Origin of the sequence: Vibrio aphrogenes (assembly GCF_002157735.2) — a bacterium.
GTDB lineage: Bacteria > Pseudomonadota > Gammaproteobacteria > Enterobacterales > Vibrionaceae > Vibrio > Vibrio aphrogenes.
Genome location: NZ_AP018689.1, coordinates 431,862 through 450,424 on the forward strand (window position 1 = coordinate 431,862; position 18,563 = coordinate 450,424).

18 protein-coding genes are annotated in these 18,563 nt (G+C 41.4%); 11 read left to right on the forward strand and 7 right to left on the reverse strand.

The window, feature by feature from the left end; translation table 11 throughout:
- Positions 1-25 precede the first annotated feature (25 nt).
- Both parC and VCA1004_RS02090 read left to right on the forward strand, forming a co-directional pair.
- Positions 26-2,287, forward strand: coding sequence for a DNA topoisomerase IV subunit A (gene parC / locus VCA1004_RS02085; RefSeq protein WP_086982195.1), 2,262 nt, complete (start codon positions 26-28; stop codon positions 2,285-2,287).
- Positions 2,288-2,522: 235 nt separating this feature from the next.
- On the forward strand, positions 2,523-3,725 hold the full coding sequence (locus VCA1004_RS02090) for a NupC/NupG family nucleoside CNT transporter (RefSeq protein ID WP_086982196.1): 1,203 nt from the start codon (positions 2,523-2,525) through the stop codon (positions 3,723-3,725).
- Positions 3,726-3,910: 185 nt separating this feature from the next.
- Here the strand turns inward: VCA1004_RS02090 and degS are convergent, their stop codons facing one another.
- The 3 genes from degS to zapG all read right to left on the reverse strand — a co-directional run bounded on the left by degS (position 3,911) and on the right by zapG (position 6,993).
- Positions 3,911-4,975, reverse strand: coding sequence for an outer membrane-stress sensor serine endopeptidase DegS (gene degS / locus VCA1004_RS02095; protein ID WP_086982197.1), 1,065 nt, complete (start codon positions 4,973-4,975; stop codon positions 3,911-3,913).
- 132 nt (positions 4,976-5,107) lie between these two features.
- Positions 5,108-6,481 (reverse strand): Do family serine endopeptidase, encoded by a 1,374-nt coding sequence (locus VCA1004_RS02100; protein WP_086982198.1) that lies wholly within the window; start codon positions 6,479-6,481, stop codon positions 5,108-5,110.
- 74 nt (positions 6,482-6,555) lie between these two features.
- On the reverse strand, positions 6,556-6,993 hold the full coding sequence (zapG, locus tag VCA1004_RS02105) for a Z-ring associated protein ZapG (RefSeq protein ID WP_086982199.1): 438 nt from the start codon (positions 6,991-6,993) through the stop codon (positions 6,556-6,558).
- A 172-nt stretch (positions 6,994-7,165) separates the two neighbouring features.
- On the opposite strand from zapG, the gene zapE reads away from it, so the two are divergent.
- The 9 genes from zapE (at position 7,166) to metA (ending at position 15,362) form a co-directional block, all read left to right on the forward strand.
- A complete protein-coding gene (gene zapE, locus VCA1004_RS02110; RefSeq protein WP_086984605.1) occupies positions 7,166-8,266 on the forward strand; it encodes a cell division protein ZapE in 1,101 nt (366 codons plus the stop codon).
- Positions 8,267-8,599: 333 nt separating this feature from the next.
- On the forward strand, positions 8,600-9,028 hold the full coding sequence (rplM, locus tag VCA1004_RS02115; protein ID WP_086982200.1) for a 50S ribosomal protein L13: 429 nt from the start codon (positions 8,600-8,602) through the stop codon (positions 9,026-9,028).
- 15 nt (positions 9,029-9,043) lie between these two features.
- The gene (gene rpsI / locus VCA1004_RS02120) at positions 9,044-9,436 is read left to right on the forward strand and encodes a 30S ribosomal protein S9 (RefSeq protein ID WP_086982201.1); all 393 of its coding nucleotides are present in this window, start codon (positions 9,044-9,046) and stop codon (positions 9,434-9,436) included.
- Between the two features lie 590 nt (positions 9,437-10,026).
- Positions 10,027-10,620, forward strand: a complete 594-nt coding sequence (petA, locus tag VCA1004_RS02125; protein ID WP_086982202.1) for a ubiquinol-cytochrome c reductase iron-sulfur subunit — start codon at positions 10,027-10,029, stop codon at positions 10,618-10,620.
- Positions 10,620-11,888: a cytochrome b gene (locus tag VCA1004_RS02130; protein ID WP_086982203.1), complete on the forward strand. Its 1,269-nt coding sequence runs from the start codon at positions 10,620-10,622 to the stop codon at positions 11,886-11,888. Before petA ends, VCA1004_RS02130 begins: the two co-directional genes overlap by 1 nt.
- Positions 11,885-12,625: a cytochrome c1 gene (locus VCA1004_RS02135; RefSeq protein WP_086982204.1), complete on the forward strand. Its 741-nt coding sequence runs from the start codon at positions 11,885-11,887 to the stop codon at positions 12,623-12,625. The genes VCA1004_RS02130 and VCA1004_RS02135 overlap by 4 nt, the downstream gene beginning before the upstream one ends.
- A gap of 152 nt (positions 12,626-12,777) precedes the next feature.
- Positions 12,778-13,413: a stringent starvation protein SspA gene (gene sspA, locus VCA1004_RS02140; RefSeq protein ID WP_086982205.1), complete on the forward strand. Its 636-nt coding sequence runs from the start codon at positions 12,778-12,780 to the stop codon at positions 13,411-13,413.
- A 4-nt stretch (positions 13,414-13,417) separates the two neighbouring features.
- Entirely contained in the window at positions 13,418-13,906 is a 489-nt protein-coding gene (gene sspB / locus VCA1004_RS02145; RefSeq protein WP_086982206.1) for a ClpXP protease specificity-enhancing factor, read from the forward strand.
- A 514-nt stretch (positions 13,907-14,420) separates the two neighbouring features.
- Entirely contained in the window at positions 14,421-15,362 is a 942-nt protein-coding gene (metA, locus tag VCA1004_RS02150; protein ID WP_086982207.1) for a homoserine O-acetyltransferase MetA, read from the forward strand.
- A 132-nt stretch (positions 15,363-15,494) separates the two neighbouring features.
- Here metA and VCA1004_RS02155 read toward each other — a convergent pair whose 3' ends face one another.
- The 4 genes from VCA1004_RS02155 to VCA1004_RS02170 all read right to left on the reverse strand — a co-directional run bounded on the left by VCA1004_RS02155 (position 15,495) and on the right by VCA1004_RS02170 (position 18,340).
- Positions 15,495-16,115 (reverse strand): TRIC cation channel family protein, encoded by a 621-nt coding sequence (locus tag VCA1004_RS02155; RefSeq protein ID WP_086982208.1) that lies wholly within the window; start codon positions 16,113-16,115, stop codon positions 15,495-15,497.
- A gap of 82 nt (positions 16,116-16,197) precedes the next feature.
- Positions 16,198-17,028 carry a helical backbone metal receptor gene (locus tag VCA1004_RS02160; RefSeq protein ID WP_232012610.1) on the reverse strand — a complete coding sequence of 277 codons (831 nt, stop codon included), beginning with the start codon at positions 17,026-17,028 and terminating at the stop codon, positions 16,198-16,200.
- Between the two features lie 51 nt (positions 17,029-17,079).
- On the reverse strand, positions 17,080-17,775 hold the full coding sequence (gene mtnN, locus VCA1004_RS02165; protein WP_086982209.1) for a 5'-methylthioadenosine/S-adenosylhomocysteine nucleosidase: 696 nt from the start codon (positions 17,773-17,775) through the stop codon (positions 17,080-17,082).
- A gap of 178 nt (positions 17,776-17,953) precedes the next feature.
- Positions 17,954-18,340 (reverse strand): DUF1499 domain-containing protein, encoded by a 387-nt coding sequence (locus VCA1004_RS02170; protein ID WP_232012611.1) that lies wholly within the window; start codon positions 18,338-18,340, stop codon positions 17,954-17,956.
- Positions 18,341-18,563: the final 223 nt, after the last annotated feature.

Here is an 18,563-nt window from a genome sequence, read left to right on the forward strand (position 1 = left end):
GACGAGTGAATAAAAAGGTTAATCAATGAGTTCTGAAATGACATTTGATGGCGTTGAACAGCTGACGTTACGCAAATTTACTGAAGATGCGTATCTTAACTATTCAATGTATGTAATTATGGACCGCGCTTTACCTTACGTAGGCGATGGTCTGAAACCGGTGCAGCGTCGTATTATTTACGCGATGTCTGAGCTTGGCCTTTCTGCGGCGGCAAAATATAAAAAATCGGCTCGTACCGTGGGGGATGTGTTAGGTAAATACCATCCACATGGTGATTCAGCCTGTTATGAAGCCATGGTTTTGATGGCGCAACCCTTCTCTTATCGTTATCCGCTGGTGGATGGTCAAGGTAACTGGGGTGCCCCAGATGATCCGAAATCGTTCGCGGCGATGCGTTATACCGAAGCGAAATTATCTAAGTTTGCTGAAGTTCTATTAGGTGAATTGGGTCAAGGTACGGTGGAATGGACACCAAACTTTGATGGCACCATGAAAGAGCCAAAAATGTTGCCAGCTCGTTTGCCGCACATTTTATTAAACGGCATTACCGGAATTGCCGTTGGTATGGCAACCGACATTCCTCCGCATAACGTGCGTGAAATTGCCAATGCTGCAATCCATTTAATTGATAACCCTAAAGCCGAATTATCGGAAATCATGACCCATGTAAAAGGCCCTGATTATCCAACCGAAGCGGAAATTATTTCACCTGCAGCGGATATTGAAAAGATCTATCGTAACGGTCGTGGCAGTATCAAGATGCGTGCGGTATGGCATAAAGAAAGCAGTGATATTGTGATCACCGCGTTGCCTCATCAAGTTTCTGGTGCGAAGTTACTAGAACAAATTGCCAACCAAATGCGCGCCAAAAAGCTGCCGATGGTGGATGATCTGCGTGATGAGTCGGATCATGAAAACCCAACTCGTATCGTGATCGTTCCTCGCTCTAACCGTGTGGATTGCGATCAGTTGATGAACCACTTATTTGCTTCTACTGATCTTGAAAAGAACTATCGTGTTAACCTCAACATGATCGGTTTAGATAATCGCCCTGAAGTAAAAGGCTTGGTCAAGATCCTTCAAGAGTGGCTTGAGTTCCGTAAAACCACGGTTCGTCGACGCTTACAGTATCGCCTAGATAAAGTGTTAGATCGCCTGCACATCTTGGAAGGTTTATTGGTTGCCTACCTTAACTTGGATGAGGTAATTGAGATCATTCGTACCGAAGATGAGCCCAAAGAAGTATTGATGGCTCGCTTTGGGATTACTGAGATCCAAGCGAATGCTATCTTAGATACGCGTTTACGTAACTTAGCCAAATTAGAAGAAATGAAGCTACGTGGCGAGCAAGATGAGCTTGAAAAAGAACGTCAAAAACTTGAACAACTACTGGGTTCTGAACGTCGTTTAAATACTTTGATCAAAAAAGAGATTCAAGCCGACGCAGAAAAATACGGTGATGATCGTCGCTCGCCATTAGTTGAACGTGCAGAAGCCAAAGCATTAACGGAACGCGACTTGATCCCAAGCGAACCAATTACAGTCGTACTTTCAGAAAAAGGTTGGATTCGCCATGCGAAAGGGCACGATGTTGATCCAGCCTCACTCAACTATAAGTCAGGTGATGAGTATCTTGCTCATGCCCATGGTAAGAGTAACCAACAGGCCGTGTTCTTAGGCACGGATGGGCGCAGTTATTCATTAGAGTCTCATTCGCTCCCATCAGCCCGTAGCCAAGGTGAGCCGATTACTGGACGTCTAGGGATTGCGGAAGGTAGCCATGTTCGCCAAGTTGTGATGGGTGAAGATGAGCAACTATGGTTGATTGCCTCGGATGCCGGTTATGGTTTTGTGTGTAAAGGTTCAGATTTACTATCGAAAAACCGTAGTGGTAAGGCGTTAATTAATTTACCTGAAAACTCAGAAGTATTACCACCAAGTCCTATTTCAGATCTGGATAAAGATGAGATTTTGGTGATCACCAATGATGGCCGAATGCTCTTATTCCCAATTAAAGATTTGCCGCAATTAAGTAAAGGGAAAGGTAATAAGATCATTAATATTCCATCGGCTAAAGCTAAAACTCGTGAAGAAGTAGTCTCGCAGTTGATCGCCATCCCTTATGGTGTCAGTGTGACCTTGTATGCGGGTAAGCGTAAGCTTGGATTAAAACCGATTGATCTAGATAACTTCCGTGGCGAACGTGGTCGTCGAGGAGGCAAACTGCCTAGAGGCTTACAACGTGTCACGAAAATCGAAGTGGATCATCCTGAATCTGCCGAGTAATCAATATGTTGTAAAATTGTAAAGCGCCAGTGAGTTTGGCGCTTTTTTTATATTTGTTGATAAATCGATTTTAAAGTGACGAGTTAAAGAGGTATTCGTTTGCGTTCACATCTCAATAGATTGGTCGTGTTACAGACGTAATAGAAATGAATGAATGTGATCTATGCATTATAAAAATGAAACGATATGATCAAATATTCACACCAATTGAGAACTATATTGGGTTTTGAGTGTGATGGTATATTTACAATTCTTCTTTGCGTTATTGGTTGTGACTGGGCTGGCTTTGTTAGGAAGCCGAAATCGTTCAGAGATTAAGATTCGCTATATCTTGCAATTATTACTTGTTGAAATAGCGCTGGCTTTCTTCTTTCTTCATTCTGATGTGGGAACTGGGATTATTCGCTCCATCTCTGCTGGGTTTGAAGCATTAATGGAATTTGCCGCACAAGGTACCAACTTTGTATTTGGTGGTTTGCTGAATGCGGGTGAGTTTAGCTTTTTCCTCAACGTATTGATGCCGATAGTGTTGATTTCCGCTTTGATTGGTATTTTACAACACATCAAATTACTTCCTATTGTGATCCAAGCGATTGGCTTTGTATTGTCGAAAGTGAATGGTATGGGGCGGTTAGAGTCATTTAACGCGATCAGTGCGCTTATGGTGGGTCAATCAGAAAACTTTATTACCTATAAAGACATTCTCGGCAAAATGTCTGAAAAACGTATGTATACACTTGCGGCCACCGCGATGTCGACGGTATCGATGTCGATTGTCGGCTCTTATATGCAATTGATTGACCCTAAATATGTCGTAACGGCTTTGATTCTAAATATGTTCAGTAGTTTTACGATTTTATCTTTGATTAACCCTTATGATTACGATGCGGAAGTCGATTTTAATGACATGGTTAAGCAAGGGCAGGACGAGCAACCTAAAGACAGTTTCTTTGAAATGTTAGGTGAGTATATTCTTACTGGGTTCAAAGTGGCGGTGATTGTGGCTGCGATGTTAATTGGCTTTATTGCCTTAATTGCCTTAATCAACCATGGTTTTGATTTAGTGTTCGGGATTACGTTCCAAGCGGTACTCGGTTATGTATTTTATCCGATTGCTTGGCTGATTGGAGTGCCAAGTTCAGAGGCGTTACAAGCGGGCAGCATTATGGCGACTAAATTAGTGACTAATGAATTTGTTGCGATGCTGGAGCTCAAAGATCAAGCCGCAAACTTATCGGAAATCACTGTCGGGACTTTATCCATTTTTCTGGTGTCTTTTGCAAACTTTAGCTCCATTGGCATCATCGCTGGTGCGGTCAAAGGGGTCAATGAAGAAAAAGGCAATATGGTGGCAAAATTTGGCTTGAGATTGCTGTATGGCGCAACGTTAGTCAGCATTTTATCGGCAATTATCGCCAACTTTGTGTTTAGTTTGTAGTTTATACCAATCCTACTAATTATCTGAACACCTAATTAGTAGGATTAATGGTATGAGAAACTCAGTTTTAAGCCACATTTATGGTCTGCTAAATGAATGAAAACATCATCATGTTATGTGATGATGTTTTTTTATGTCGTTGAGGGAGCATAATTGTTGTGCCGAGCTTTTTTATTCTTAATGCTTTAATCTCTAGGGTCTTCAGCAATCGTAACGGGTAATGTTAGAGATTTGCCATCTCGTAAAATATCGAAGTTAACTACGGTGCCGGGACGAAACTCTGCCACCATGTCTAAAACACTTTGACTATTAATGACTTTTTTACCATCAATTCCCACGATGACATCTTTTTCTTTGAGCGTCGCTTTATCGGCAGGTGAACCTTCGGCAATACTGAGAACCACGATACCATTAACATAATCAATACCCAGCAAGCGAGCGGCAACCGCATTCATATCTTGAGCGTCGATACCAATGTAACCACGAATTACTCGACCATCGGCAATAATTTTTGTCATGATCTTATGGGCTAATTTATAAGGAATCGCAAAAGAAATACCATAGGTTTCCAAGTCTGTTGCTTGTTGGAATGAAGCCGTATTAATTCCGATTAACTCACCTAAGGTATTCACTAAAGCGCCGCCAGAGTTTCCCTTGTTGATTGCCGCATCGGTTTGGATAAAGGCTTGTCGTCCATCAGCACTGACGGAGGAGCGGCCGATGGCTGAAATAATGCCAAAGGTGGTGGTTTGTCCTAAGTTGTAAGGATTACCTATGGCTAATACCACATCGCCAACTTTGGAGTTAGAGTCGGGGTTTTGTGGGATCACCGGTAAATTATTCATTTCAACTTTGAGAACAGCAATATCTGTGCGTTTGTCAGAGCCCACCAATTGAGCACTGGATACTCGACCATCTTGCAATGCCACAACAATTTGATCGGCTTGAGCTACCACATGGTAATTGGTAATGATATACCCTTTATCGGACACGATAACGCCAGAGCCTAAGCCTTGGGTTTTGAGTTTTAAGCGGTCGCCTTCAACATATTGTCGGCTATAAATATTGGCGACAGCAGGACCTGCTCGATGGACCGCATGGCTAAATGAAATTTGCATATCATCAAAAGTTTCAGCTTTAGGTTCCGATTCAATATGCAAAATATCCTGACGTAACGATGGTACTGCGAATAAAATTACGACAGCGGTTGCTAGGCCAATAAGAATAGGTCGCAGCAAAAAATTAACCATTGGTATCCTCAGGTGCGGGTATGAATTAAAGGGAGTCTTGCAAAGAATAGCACCGGATAGAAAGCAAAGAAAAGAGAAGTTTAGCGCGAAACTTCTCTTTTCTGTTGGTTATGGCGTTGCTAGTTAGGAGAATTATTGAACCACTAAGTAAATAGTGCGTTCTCCTCGTTGAATGTTCAAGGCCAAGATATTGGTTTTTTGCTCAAGGACTTTTTGCATTTGTGCTAAATTCTTCACGCGAGTCCTATTTACGCCAATAATGATATCGCCTGCTTGCAGTTGATAACGTTCCGCCGCTGAGCCTTTCGTGATGTCGGTAATCTTGACGCCAGCAATTGGATCGTGGCTGTCAGTATTACTAAATTTGGCACCATCAAGCCCCGGATGCAGTTCGGCAGCATTGGCTTGGATTTGTTCTGCTTCCCCTAGGGTGACATTTTTAGTGATATTTTTACCATCACGGATGATGCCTATCTTGACGGTTTTCCCTGCACCAATGGTGGCAATTTTGGCACGTAATTCACCAAAGGTGTTGATCTTCTTATCATTAATCGAAACTAAAACATCACCCGCTTTTAAGCCTGCTTTTTCTGCTGCGCTGTTGGGCATGACTTGACTTACAAAGGCACCTTTACTGCTGTCGTAGCCCATTGCTTCGGCAAGGTCTGGGGTGATCTCTCCCCCTTGGATGCCTAATATGCCACGCTTAACGCCACCAAACTCAATGATTTGTTCGGTTAAGTTTTTCACCATATTGGATGGGATGGCAAAACCAATACCGACATTACCACCATTTGGCCCTAAGATAGCGGTGTTAATTCCGACCAGTTCACCTTTCAGGTTGACTAAGGCTCCACCTGAGTTGCCGGTGTTAATAGCGGCATCGGTTTGAATAAAGTTTTCAAAGTTTTCAATATTAAGCCCACTACGACCTAATGCTGAAATGATCCCTGAGGTAACAGTTTGTCCTAAACCAAATGGGTTACCTATTGCGACTGCAAAATCACCAACGCGCAGTTGATCAGAGTCAGCCATTTTAATTTGAGTTAAACCGGATACGCTCTTTTCGAGTTTTAGAATGGCGATATCTGACAGTTTATCACCACCAATTAATGTGGCTTTTATTTCTCGGCCATCGGATAGGGCTACTTGGATTTTATCGGCTTCATTAATGACATGATAATTAGTCACAATATAGCCTTTATTCGCATCAATAATGACGCCAGAGCCTAGACCTCTGAATTGACGTTCAGGTTGAGCTGGAACGGGGAAGTCTGGTCCAAAGAAGAAGCGGAATTGCTCTGGAATGGATTGTCCACTAGCGTGTTTCTTGCCTTCTACGAGCACAGAAACTACAGCCGGAGTCACTTGCTCAAGCATAGGAGCAAGGCTCGGCATTTCTTGGCCATTTAATGACGTCGGAAGGGTAGCACTGGCTGACACCGGGGTTAAAACAGCACTAAGGCTTAATGAGATAGCACTCAGAACAAGCAAAGGTTTTTTCATTCTAATACTCCTTTATTGAATACCGGAGCTATAGAGTAAAAAAACCTTGCAAAGTTCCCACGAAATGAGAGAGGTTATGACGCTTTGTTCATTTCTGGTGAATTACTTAACGTTTTTTTCTGATCTTTAAGTAAGCCAGTCGAACCATTCGCGTAATCTTTAGGTTGAACATCGGTAATTTCTTCGTGATGTTTGTCTTCGCTTGACTCTTCTGCTGCCTGAGTAATAAATGGATTCTCTTGTTTTGGTAGGTTAGGCAATAAATCAGAAGAGGTTTGTGCCATATGTTGATAAAGCTTAGTGTAACTTTTCCCTAAACTATCGAGCATTTCTGCAGTATTTGAGAAGTGGTCAGATAGATCTTGGCGATGTTGTTCTAACTCAAACTTGGTGGTTTCAAGTTCCTTTTGAAGTTGCTTATGTTTCTTGTATTCAGGTGTCATTAAGCGGGCAATGATAATGCCGATAATGATACCAATAACCAAACCTACTGCAGCATAAAGAAAAACCATAAAAGTTCCTTATCATTGTTTTCTAACATGTTTATTACAACAAGTTATACATGTTTTAAATACATGGTACTATGGCCGTCTTGCTTGATAAAGCAAAAGCTGCCCTTAGAACGATCAATGTGGGGCCATTTTCTCAATATATCACTTCGGTAATCATGGATGACATTGAATGATGACGCCAAAGCAAAAGTATCTCTACGACATTGAGCATTTAGGATTTCAACCTGATCAAGCTCAACATAATGCAGTCGAAAAGTTAGATCAACTTTATCATCAATTTCTTGAGTATGTATCAACACCTCGCAAAAAAACGAGTTTATTTTCTCAACTTTTTCAGCGTCAAAAAGAGACTGCTCCGCCAAAGGGATTGTACTTTTGGGGAGGGGTGGGGCGTGGTAAAACCTATTTGATGGATGTGTTTTATGATGCTTTGCCTTATGCCAAGAAAAGTCGAATGCATTTCCATCGTTTTATGTTACGAGTTCATAAAGAGTTAGGGTTATTGAAGGATGTCGAAGACCCGTTGCAAAAGGTTGCTGATATTTTAAAACAAGAAACGGACATCATTTGTTTTGATGAGTTTTTTGTCTCTGATATTACCGATGCGATGATCTTAGGCACCTTGTTTGAAGCGCTTTTTGAACGCGGTATGGTTTTGGTTGCAACCTCGAATATTCCTCCGAAAGAGTTATACCGAAATGGACTACAAAGAGCGCGTTTTTTACCTGCGATTCGCTTAATCGAACAACATTGTACCGAAGTGAATGTCGACAGTGGGGTGGACTACCGATTAAGAACCTTAGAGCAAGCTGAAATTTATCATTTTCCATTAGATGACAAGGCTGCCGACAATTTGCAGCGGTATTATCGTCAATTGAGTCGAGGTGAATTAAAAGAAGCAACCTCTATCTTGATTAACCATCGACAAATTGCAGTAAAAGGTGCGTGCGATGGTGTGCTTTATGCCAACTTTTCTCAATTGTGTGAAAGCTCGCGTAGCCAATCAGACTATATTGAAATATCACGTTTATACCATACGGTGCTCTTGGCGGAAGTGAAGCAAATGGACAGCACTCGAGATGATGCCGCTCGACGTTTTATTGCGTTAGTGGATGAGTTTTATGAGCGTAATGTGACCTTGATTCTTTCTGCTGAAGTGGCATTGTCGGATTTGTACACTCAAGGTCGGCTAGAATTTGAATTTCAACGTTGCCAATCCCGTTTGATTGAAATGCAAAGTGTTGCGTATTTATCGAACGAACACTTAGCCTAGCGAGAGGATGAAATGAGTGAAATATCATCAATCCGCCTTTTATTTCCGGTGATTTTGACGATTTAAGTAAAATCGTAACCTTATTTTTAATTAATCAGATTTTTTTAGCAAAAATAGATGATTTTTCCCTCACTCTTCTCTATAATCCTGCGACCCACCGTTACTGCAGGTTGCGTTTGCTCTTTTAGTAGAGGGACAAAGCCGAGAGTGTCTACCACTCGAAGGGGTGAGCATAGAGCTCTTAGACAGTGGGAATGAGTATATATGCTCATTGATAATGAATGGGGAACTCATTCCTTAAACTAGAATATTAATTTAACGGGTATTATTAGCATGAAAACTTTCGTTGCTAAACCAGAAACTGTAAAACGCGACTGGTATGTTGTAGACGCTGAAGGTAAAACTCTTGGCCGTCTAGCAAGTGAAATTGCATCTCGCCTACGTGGCAAACATAAAGCTGAGTACACTCCTCACGTTGACACTGGTGATTACATCATCGTTGTAAACGCTGAGAAAGTAGCTGTTACAGGTAACAAAGCGAAGGGTAAAATCTATTACCGTCACTCTGAATTCCCTGGTGGTCTAAAATCAATCTCTTTTGAAAAACTGATTGATCACAAACCAGAAATGGCGATTGAACTAGCTGTTAAAGGTATGCTACCACGTGGTCCTCTTGGCCGTGCTATGTACCGTAAGCTAAAAGTTTACGCTGGCGCTGAGCACAACCATGCTGCTCAACAACCACAAGTACTAGACATCTAATCGAGGATTATCGAAATGGCAGAGAATCAATACTACGGCACTGGCCGTCGCAAAAGCTCAGCTGCTCGTGTTTTCATCAAACCAGGCAGCGGCAACATCGTAATCAACAAACGTGACCTAGACACCTACTTCGGTCGTCCAACTTCACGTATGGTTGTTAAACAACCTCTTGAACTTGTTGATATGGTAGAGAAACTAGACCTATACATCACTGTTAAAGGTGGTGGTATTTCTGGTCAAGCTGGTGCGATCCGTCACGGTATCACACGCGCTCTAATGGAATACGATGAGTCTCTACGTCCTGCGCTACGTGCAGCTGGCTACGTTACACGTGACGCTCGTTGCGTTGAACGTAAGAAAGTTGGTCTACGTAAAGCACGTCGTAAACCACAATTCTCTAAGCGTTAATTTACTTTACAGGTTTTCCTGTATTGCAAATCAACGTCACCAGTTTTCTGGTGTGTGGTTACAAAAGCTCGGCTTCGGTCGAGCTTTTTTGTTTTTATGGTTTAACATTATTACTTCACGACGTCTTTTTACGGTTTTATTTTCTTTTTACGCTCTACTTTTTCACTTTATTCTCTTTGTGGATTTCATTTTTCCTTTCTTATCTTTGCCATCATGTTGAGTTGGCTAAATGTTACTAAATGTATCATTTAAATATCGATTTCACTTTATTTCCCTAATAGTTCGCCACATTTTATCGTTTCAATATGATTTTTAATGACCTGTAATGATGAGTTTTTAATGGCTTTTGTGAGGTCCTAAACAAATATAGGTTACAGATGTTACGAAAAGGTAGCTTTACCTTGTCTGGATGTAACGGTTTATTTATCATTTGAATGAATTTTTATAAACATGTGCATGATTATAAGCCAATAAATACTGCCGTTATCTTGGCGGTGTGAATAATAAAGTGCACATTTGAGAGTATTAGGTCGCCAGACTTATGGATTGGGTTACTCTTTTGTATTGAATGCAGATTGGGAGATGTTTGGATGAGCAATGCGCCTATAAATAATGGCCGTCGGCGCTTTTTAACCGCTACGACAGCTGTTGTTGGTGGTATTGGAGCGGTGGCGGTTGCCGTGCCTTTTATTAAATCTTGGAATCCAAGTGAAAGGGCTAAGGCAGCTGGTGCGCCTGTAGAGGTGGATATCAGTAAGCTAGAAGAAGGTCAGTTAGTGCGGGTCGAATGGCGAGGAAAACCTGTTTGGGTGGTTCGGCGTTCAAAGTCCACATTAGCTGAGTTAGATTCGTTGGATGATAAACTTCGCGATCCTGCATCCGAACAAGAGCAGCAGCCTGAATATGCTCAAAATAAATATCGTTCTATTAAGCCTGACTATTTTGTCGCGGTAGGTATCTGTACTCACCTTGGCTGTTCACCAACGTATTTACCTGATTCTTTTAGTGAACAAGTTCAAGGTGTTAAATCGGGGTTCTTCTGCCCATGTCACGGGTCAAAATTTGATTTAGCGGGGCGAGTGTTCCAAGGGGTTCCTGCACCGCTCAATTTAGTGGTACCAGAACATGGTTATCTAAGTGATAGCAGAATTATCATTGGTGAGAGTCGTGGAGGGGAAGCCTGATGCAAGCCTTACTTGATTGGGTAGAAAAACGTCTACCTGTTATGGATGCCTATAAGAAGCATCTGTCTGAATACCCAATGCCTAAGAACTTCAACTTTTGGTATCTTTTCGGTTCTTTAGCCATGTTGGTACTTGTTAACCAGATCCTTACCGGCATTTGGTTAACCATGAATTATGTACCATCAGGCGATGGCGCATTTGCCTCGGTTGAATACATCATGCGTGATGTAGAATATGGCTGGTTACTTCGTTATATGCACTCAACTGGCGCTTCTGCGTTCTTTGTTGTGGTGTATTTACACATGTTCCGTGGCCTTATCTACGGATCTTATCAAAAGCCACGTGAGCTATTGTGGATCTTCGGTATGTTGATCTTCTTAGTACTGATGGCTGAAGCCTTTATGGGGTATTTATTACCTTGGGGACAAATGTCTTATTGGGGCGCACAGGTAATCATCTCATTATTTGGTGCGATTCCTGTTATTGGTGATGACTTAACATTATGGATTCGTGGTGACTACGTTATTTCAGGCGCGACGCTAAACCGTTTCTTCGCATTGCACGTGATTGCATTACCAATTGTATTATTGCTATTGGTTGTATTACACGTACTAGCCTTGCATGAAGTCGGTTCGAACAACCCTGACGGTATTGATACTAAGATTCCAAAAGCACCAGATGATAACGGCGAGCATAAGACACAATTTAAATTCCATAAGCAGTTCACTAAGAAATATAACATCATCGATTCAGTACCTTTCCATCCTTATGGGACGGTTAAAGATTTGGTCGGTGTTGCTGGTTTCTTGTTCTTCTTTAGTTATGTGTTGTTCTTTAACCCAGAAATGGGGGGATACTTCCTTGAGCCGCCTAACTTTGAAGCTGCGAACCCATTGAAGACACCTGAGCATATTGCACCTGTTTGGTATTTCACACCTTTCTATGCAATTTTGCGTGCAGTACCTGACAAGTTGTTAGGGGTTGCGGCAATGGGAGCCTCGATTTTATTCTTATTCTTATTACCATGGTTTGATCGCTGTAAAGTGCGTTCATACCGTTACCGTAGTAAATGGCACCTATTGAATATCTGCCAATTTGTTGTGTGCTTTATCGGTCTTGGGATCTTAGGTACTTTGCCAGCAACATCGTTGTATACGCTGTTATCGCAAATCTTTAGCTTAGGATATTTCATGTTCTTTGTGCTGCTGTATTTCTACAGTAAAAATGAAGCGACGAAACCATTGCCAGAGAGGGTAACATTCAAATGAAAAAGTGGATTGTAGGACTTTTGACCATTATGTTGCCATTCACGGTAATGGCAGCAGGTGGAAATGTACATTTAGATAGTGCTAATAATGACTTAACAGATAAAGCATCGTTACAACGTGGTGCTAAAACCTTTATGAGTTATTGTGCAGCATGTCATTCAACGCAATATCAACGTTATCAACGTGTCGCGACAGATTTAGGTATTCCAGATGATTTAATGATGGAAAACCTAGTATTCGATCCTAAGGCGAAAATCGGTGATTTGATGACCAATGCGATTCCAGCAGAAGATGCTGGTAAATGGTTTGGTAGCCCACCGCCGGATTTAACTTTAGTCGCTCGAGTACGTGGCGTTGATTGGCTTTATACGTATTTACGTTCTTTTTATACGGATCCTTCTCGTCCGTTTGGGGTGAATAATATCACCTTCCCTAATGTGGGGATGCCACATGTATTAGAAGGATTACAAGGGATCCCTGAGCCGGTTTATGATACTCAAACGATCGATGGTGAAGAGCATAAAGTTGTTGTTGGTACACAAGTATCTAAAATGGGTGAACTGACAAGTGAAGAATATGACAATACCGTTCGCGATCTTGTGAACTTTTTAGAATATTCAGGTGATCCTGTGAAACTTGAGCGACATGCTTTAGGTTGGTGGGTGATGGCGTTTTTGGTGATCTTTACCATTATCGTGGTCTTACTGAAGAAAGAGTACTGGAGAGATGTTCACTGATTTGGGGCATTTTGAATTACTACTAAAAAGTCTAAGGAATAAAAATTAGCCTGAATGTGAACAAATGTGCTAAAATTCCTTGCTAAATTTTGTGTAATGGGGGCAATTAGCCTCCATTCTTTTTTATTTTAAGTGTGCTGGAGGGCTTCTCAATGGCTGTAGCTGCCAATAAACGTTCTGTGATGACTCTATTTTCAAGTGCTTCAGATATGTATAGCCATCAGGTTCGTATTGTTCTAGCCGAAAAAGGTGTGAGTGTCGAAGTTGAGTTAGTCGATGAAGAAAACTTACCATCGGATTTAATTGAACTGAACCCATATAAGTCAGTTCCGACATTGGTTGATCGTGAACTTGCACTTTATAACTCAAACATCATCATGGAATACCTTGATGAACGTTTTCCGCATCCACCTTTGATGCCGGTTTACCCTGTTGCTCGTGGTAACAGCCGTTTAATGATGTATCGTATTGAGCGTAACTGGTACTCTCAAGCTGAAAAAATCATGACAGGCTCAGCGGAAGAAGCCGAAGCAGCACGTGTTAAATTACGTAATGATTTACTGACGCTTGCGCCTGTATTTGCAGAATACGAACACTTCATGAGTGAAGAATTTAGCTTAATCGATTGTTATTTAGCTCCATTATTATGGCGTTTACCAACATTGGGTATTGAATTATCTGGACCTGGTTCTAAAGAACTTAAGATCTACATGAGCCGTGTGTTTGAGCGTGATTCATTCTTAGCTTCATTAACAGAAGCTGAAAGAGAAATGCGCTTGGTTCGCTAATATCATGGATATGAACAAGATGACTCCAAGACGTCCATACCTCATTCGTGCATTTTACGAATGGTTAGTGGATAACGATTTGACGCCACATTTAGTTGTTGAGGCGACATTACCAGGTGTGCGAGTGCCGATTGAATTTGTACAAGATGGACAAATTATTTTAAATGTCGCCCCTCGCGCAGTTGGTAACTTGGAAATCAGTAATGATGCGATCATGTTTAATGCTCGTTTCAGTGGTCGTCCACATTCGGTGATTGTTCCTATTTACGCGGTACAAGCAATTTATGCGCGTGAAAATGGAGCGGGTACCATGTTTGAACCAGAGGAAGCTTATGAAGCGGAATTTGAGGAAAATATGGAAGAAGATGTAGCATCATCTTTGTCGAATGTAGATACCACGCTTGACGTTGAAGAAAGGGAAGGCTCAACCGCGATAGAGACTGACTCTTCAAGTAAGCCTAAAGGGCGTCCAACCTTAACGGTCGTTAAATAACTTCCGCAAGTAGGTAAACAAACACCTTATCTAAAAAAGCAGTATGTGAGTACTGCTTTTTTGTTATCTCAGAACCCTCAGAGTACTAATATCAATTGTACTCATTATCTGATTCTTCTTTTTTAAGCAATTTCTGATTTTAAGCAATTTCTGATTATCTAAGTAACCTCAGTTGCGGATAACTGGAAGTTACTCAATACAGCAATTTTGGCGTTTAACTTCTTTAAAACCTACGTAATAGGTTAGATATTGACCGATTATTTTGCTTTATTATCCATCCTAAATTTCGGTATTGAGAGAAATTAATTAACCTTAGGTAGAGGATAGATATTTTTATTATTTATATATCAGAAGGTTAGAATGGTTATTGTGACACTCTTATCCGCAGTTGAGGTTAAGTACTATGATTGGTATAAATTTGACAATAGAACTTCTGATTCTTACTCGACATTCCGATAAGGGTTGATATACTCATGGGTGTTTAGACGTCTAGATTGCTTATGGAGAGAGCGCAATGCCAATTAAGATCCCCGATCAACTTCCTGCATCCGATATTCTTCGTCAGGAACGAATCTTCATTATGTCGGAGACTCGAGCGACGACACAGATGATTCGCCCACTGAAAGTTTTGATCTTAAATCTCATGCCTAAAAAGATTGAGACGGAAACTCAATTTTTACGTTTACTGTCAAACAGTCCACTTCAAGTGGATATTGAGCTATTAAGAATCGATGACAGACCAAGCAAAAACACGCCAACCGAGCATTTAAATAACTTTTACCGCCAGTTTGATATGGTCAAAGACCGTAATTTTGATGGTTTGATCATAACAGGTGCACCGTTAGGCTTAGTTCAATTTGAAGATGTGGTTTATTGGGATCACTTACAAACGGTGATGACGTGGGCAAAAGATCATGTCACCTCGACACTCTATGTATGTTGGGCCGCACAAGCTGGATTAAAGCTGTTGTATGATTTGCCGAAACAAACACGCGATGAAAAACTTTCTGGTGTGTACCAACACAGTGTTGTTAGTGAATTTCACCCCATTGTGAGAGGGTTTGATGATGGCTTTTTAGCTCCGCACTCCCGTTATGCAGACTTTAGTGCAGATTATCTTGCTGAGCATACCGATTTAGATATTTTGGCGACATCTGATGATGCTGGCGTCTATTTGGCAGCAACCAAAGATAAACGTCATGTGTTTGTGACGGGACACCCTGAGTATGATGCCAATACTTTACACAATGAATACGTGCGTGATTTAGCGGAAGGATTAGATCCCGCCATACCTGTCAATTATTATCCCAACGATAATCCGGATAACCCTCCATGTGCGAGCTGGCGTAGTCATGGGCATCTATTATTTGCCAATTGGCTCAATTATTGCGTCTATCAGCAAACCCCTTATGATTTAGAGCATTTCTCGGTTGAGAATTTTACCAAAGACGATTAAGACCATGGGTACTCAAGCCTTTTTTTAGGCAGTTTTTGACTATCGAATTAGTGTGATGGATACAACTTATAACGAGAAAAGGAGTCAATGATTGACTCCTTTTTTGTTTTACAGCATTCATGTTTGAACGGATTAATGTTTTAAAGATAAGGTCGGTAGAGCAAGGTGCCAACGGATTGCGGCTAAGCGAATCGTTAAGGTCGTTGTCACCCCTAATAAAAATGAAACTTGGGAAGGCAGATCAAAATATAACGAAAGGGTGTGAATGATGCCACCGGCAATACACGCTGTGGCATAGATTTCACTGCGTAATACCATGGGAATTTCGCGGGCCAAAATATCCCGGATAATGCCACCGCCACAGCCAGTGATAACCCCCATAATAACCGCAACTAGCATCGAATCTTGCAATAATAGTGACTTTTCAACCCCAATTCCTACAAAGACCGCTAAACCGATCGCATCACATACAGGCAATACGTACCACGAGAGTTTTCGGGGACGACGGACTAATAACAAAGTAAATAGGCAGGTCACAAACACCACCCATAAATAATTATTATCAATGATCCAGAACACTGGGGTTGAACCGAGCATCATATCTCGAATCGAGCCACCACCAATGGCGGTGACACTGGCTAATACAACCATGCCAAATGGGTCCATTTTTAAACGACCTGCGAGTAATACGCCTGATATTGCAAAAATGGCGGTGCCAAATAAGTCAAAAATATACAGTAGCGATATATGCATGGAAGGCATTCTTATGGGTATATTGATATGGAGAAAATTGGCGTAGATTCTACTGGTAAATTCGATTTGCGCAAATATTTATTTACAATGATCTTACTTTATCTAAATAGTGACAAACTTGCTCGAGTGCTTTAAGGCTACGCATGGTTGGACGGGAGATCCAATCTGGGTTCAGAGACCAAATAAATTGGTGCTTTACTGCTGGAATCTGCGGCCATTTTTGCCAAATTGAGTGACTGAGGGAGTCTTCAGGGATAAAGATGACGTCCGGTTTTAAGGCAATAATCTGCTCTTGATTGACTTGAGGATAAGCAACCGCTTGTTGTGAAAGAATATTTTGACCACCACACACTGATAATATGTCATTGGGCCAATGAGGTGGACTAAATGACATCAGAGGTTGGTCACTGAGCTGATAAAAATAACGTACTTTTGACCTATGTTGGTATTTGCGGTGTAAATACTCGAGTGTTGCTTCAAATACAGCCGCATTATGTTGACCAATCGTCGGGTCGGCGGCCCATTGGCTTAATTGGCGGATATTTTTAGGAATATCCGAGAGGGTTTCAATGTCGGAGTAATAAATAGGGATGCCAAATTGCTTTATTTTATCTAATTCTTTAGCGTTGGCATTAGAGTGCCAGGCAATTACCAAGTCGGGTTGTAATGTGAGAACTCTTTCGAGTTTAATATTTTGGTAGCTGGCAATTTGTTCGATATTACCAGCTTCTGGAGGGTAGTCACTGGCTTGACTGACACCAACGATTTTGTCACCTAATCCGGCAGAAAAGGCTAATTCGGTGGCGTGAGGTGAGAGGGTTATCACGCGTTGTGCAACGTGAGGATGAGCGGCCATTACTTGTGTTGTAGCAGCGAGCCAAAGAGTAATAGCGAGTAACTGTTTCCGTAGCAAGTTTTCGTTCCTTGAAATGAGCCATGCCAGAAAACATGGCTCGATAAAGCGTTATTTCATACGAGTTAACATGTTAACAATCATATCTGATGAACGTTTAGCCGCAAGCGGTAAGAACTCATCAAAACTCATTGGTGATTCTTTATCTGCCACATCAGAAATTGCGCGAACAACCACAAAAGGCATACGGAATTGATGACAAGTTTGCGCAATGGCTGACGCTTCCATTTCAACGGCGATCACATTAGGAAAATGTTGACGAATGAAGGCTTGTTGCTGTGCTGTACAAACAAAAGCATCACCGGTACAAATTAAACCACGTACAGCATGAGTGTCTTTCATTTCTAGCAGAGTTTGTTCCACAATATCAATGAGTGTTGGATCGGCGGTGAAGGCGGCAGGTTGACCAGCCATTTGCCCCATTTCATAACCAAAAGCGGTCACATCAGCATCGTGGTGACGAACTTCGGTTGAAATCACAACATCACCTAGATTTAAGCTAGAATCAAAACCACCAGCAGAACCTGTATTAATAATGACGTCTGGTTGGAAGCATTCAATCAGCAATGTGGTACCAATACTGGCCGACACTTTACCAATCCCTGATTGCAGTAAGATCACTTCAACATCATGGATGGTGCCTGTATGAAATGTACAGCCACCTTTTGTTGTGCTTTGGCAACCAATCAGGGCTGATTTTAGAATGGAGACTTCTTGCTCCATTGCACCAATAATTCCAACTTTCATAATTTGTTTCTCTATGTCTATCAAATATGGCGCGATTGTAGCACAGGAGCGAGGGGGAGATAAAAGTTCCCCCCATATTAAAAAGCACGCTTATAGCAATCACATTCATTAGATGGTCAGAAATTGCGTAAGAACAAGGCTAAAATTTCGATAAGTCGTCCTCGCAATTAAAATTTTATTAATGGTGAACAGCAGTATTGGGCGCTATCAACTTAGCCTCAAGCAGTTTTTGACGAAGCGCTTCTGTGCGAGATTTATTGACGCCAAAATCTGAATATCCAACTCGTGATTTGGAACGTACTTGCAATTGGTTACCTTGTTTTGTGATATGTAAGTCGTCTACAAAGCGCAAGATAAGGCTTTTGGCTTCTAAATGAAGACTGTTTTCGGTTTTTTGGACCGTCGATGTTCGTGGTAGCGTTAGCGCAATACGTTCAATGTCATCTAAGCTAGTGTCTGGAGAGATTAATTGAAAAGGTGGAATGGAATAATCTTTGCGTATTTCTTGAGTAGAAACACAATTTGGCTTGGAGCTGCATAGTAGTTCTGGTGTTGGTTTTTTCATGGCTCGACTCTGACTACACCCAATCAATAATATAACCATAGCTAAAATATAACGTTTTCGCATCTTGAGACCTTATTATTTTTGAGAGCTTATTATTTTTTAAGAGCTTATTAAGGCGGAATAATGGTGTCAGGAGCTATAAAAAAGAGCCCCCCATAGATAGAGACGCTAGCAAGAATAAAGAAAAACCCCGCAATATAACGGGGTTTTAATTTACGGATTT

Coding starts and splice junctions, on each gene's coding strand:
- parC (WP_086982195.1), top strand. CDS start 26: ATGAGTTCTGAAATGACATTTGATGGCGTTGAACAGCTGACGTTACGC.
- VCA1004_RS02090 (WP_086982196.1), top strand. CDS start 2,523: ATGGTATATTTACAATTCTTCTTTGCGTTATTGGTTGTGACTGGGCTG.
- degS (WP_086982197.1), bottom strand. CDS start 4,975: ATGGTTAATTTTTTGCTGCGACCTATTCTTATTGGCCTAGCAACCGCT.
- VCA1004_RS02100 (WP_086982198.1), bottom strand. CDS start 6,481: ATGAAAAAACCTTTGCTTGTTCTGAGTGCTATCTCATTAAGCCTTAGT.
- zapG (WP_086982199.1), bottom strand. CDS start 6,993: ATGGTTTTTCTTTATGCTGCAGTAGGTTTGGTTATTGGTATCATTATC.
- zapE (WP_086984605.1), top strand. CDS start 7,166: ATGACGCCAAAGCAAAAGTATCTCTACGACATTGAGCATTTAGGATTT.
- rplM (WP_086982200.1), top strand. CDS start 8,600: ATGAAAACTTTCGTTGCTAAACCAGAAACTGTAAAACGCGACTGGTAT.
- rpsI (WP_086982201.1), top strand. CDS start 9,044: ATGGCAGAGAATCAATACTACGGCACTGGCCGTCGCAAAAGCTCAGCT.
- petA (WP_086982202.1), top strand. CDS start 10,027: ATGAGCAATGCGCCTATAAATAATGGCCGTCGGCGCTTTTTAACCGCT.
- VCA1004_RS02130 (WP_086982203.1), top strand. CDS start 10,620: ATGCAAGCCTTACTTGATTGGGTAGAAAAACGTCTACCTGTTATGGAT.
- VCA1004_RS02135 (WP_086982204.1), top strand. CDS start 11,885: ATGAAAAAGTGGATTGTAGGACTTTTGACCATTATGTTGCCATTCACG.
- sspA (WP_086982205.1), top strand. CDS start 12,778: ATGGCTGTAGCTGCCAATAAACGTTCTGTGATGACTCTATTTTCAAGT.
- sspB (WP_086982206.1), top strand. CDS start 13,418: ATGGATATGAACAAGATGACTCCAAGACGTCCATACCTCATTCGTGCA.
- metA (WP_086982207.1), top strand. CDS start 14,421: ATGCCAATTAAGATCCCCGATCAACTTCCTGCATCCGATATTCTTCGT.
- VCA1004_RS02155 (WP_086982208.1), bottom strand. CDS start 16,115: ATGCATATATCGCTACTGTATATTTTTGACTTATTTGGCACCGCCATT.
- mtnN (WP_086982209.1), bottom strand. CDS start 17,775: ATGAAAGTTGGAATTATTGGTGCAATGGAGCAAGAAGTCTCCATTCTA.
- VCA1004_RS02170 (WP_232012611.1), bottom strand. CDS start 18,340: ATGAAAAAACCAACACCAGAACTACTATGCAGCTCCAAGCCAAATTGT.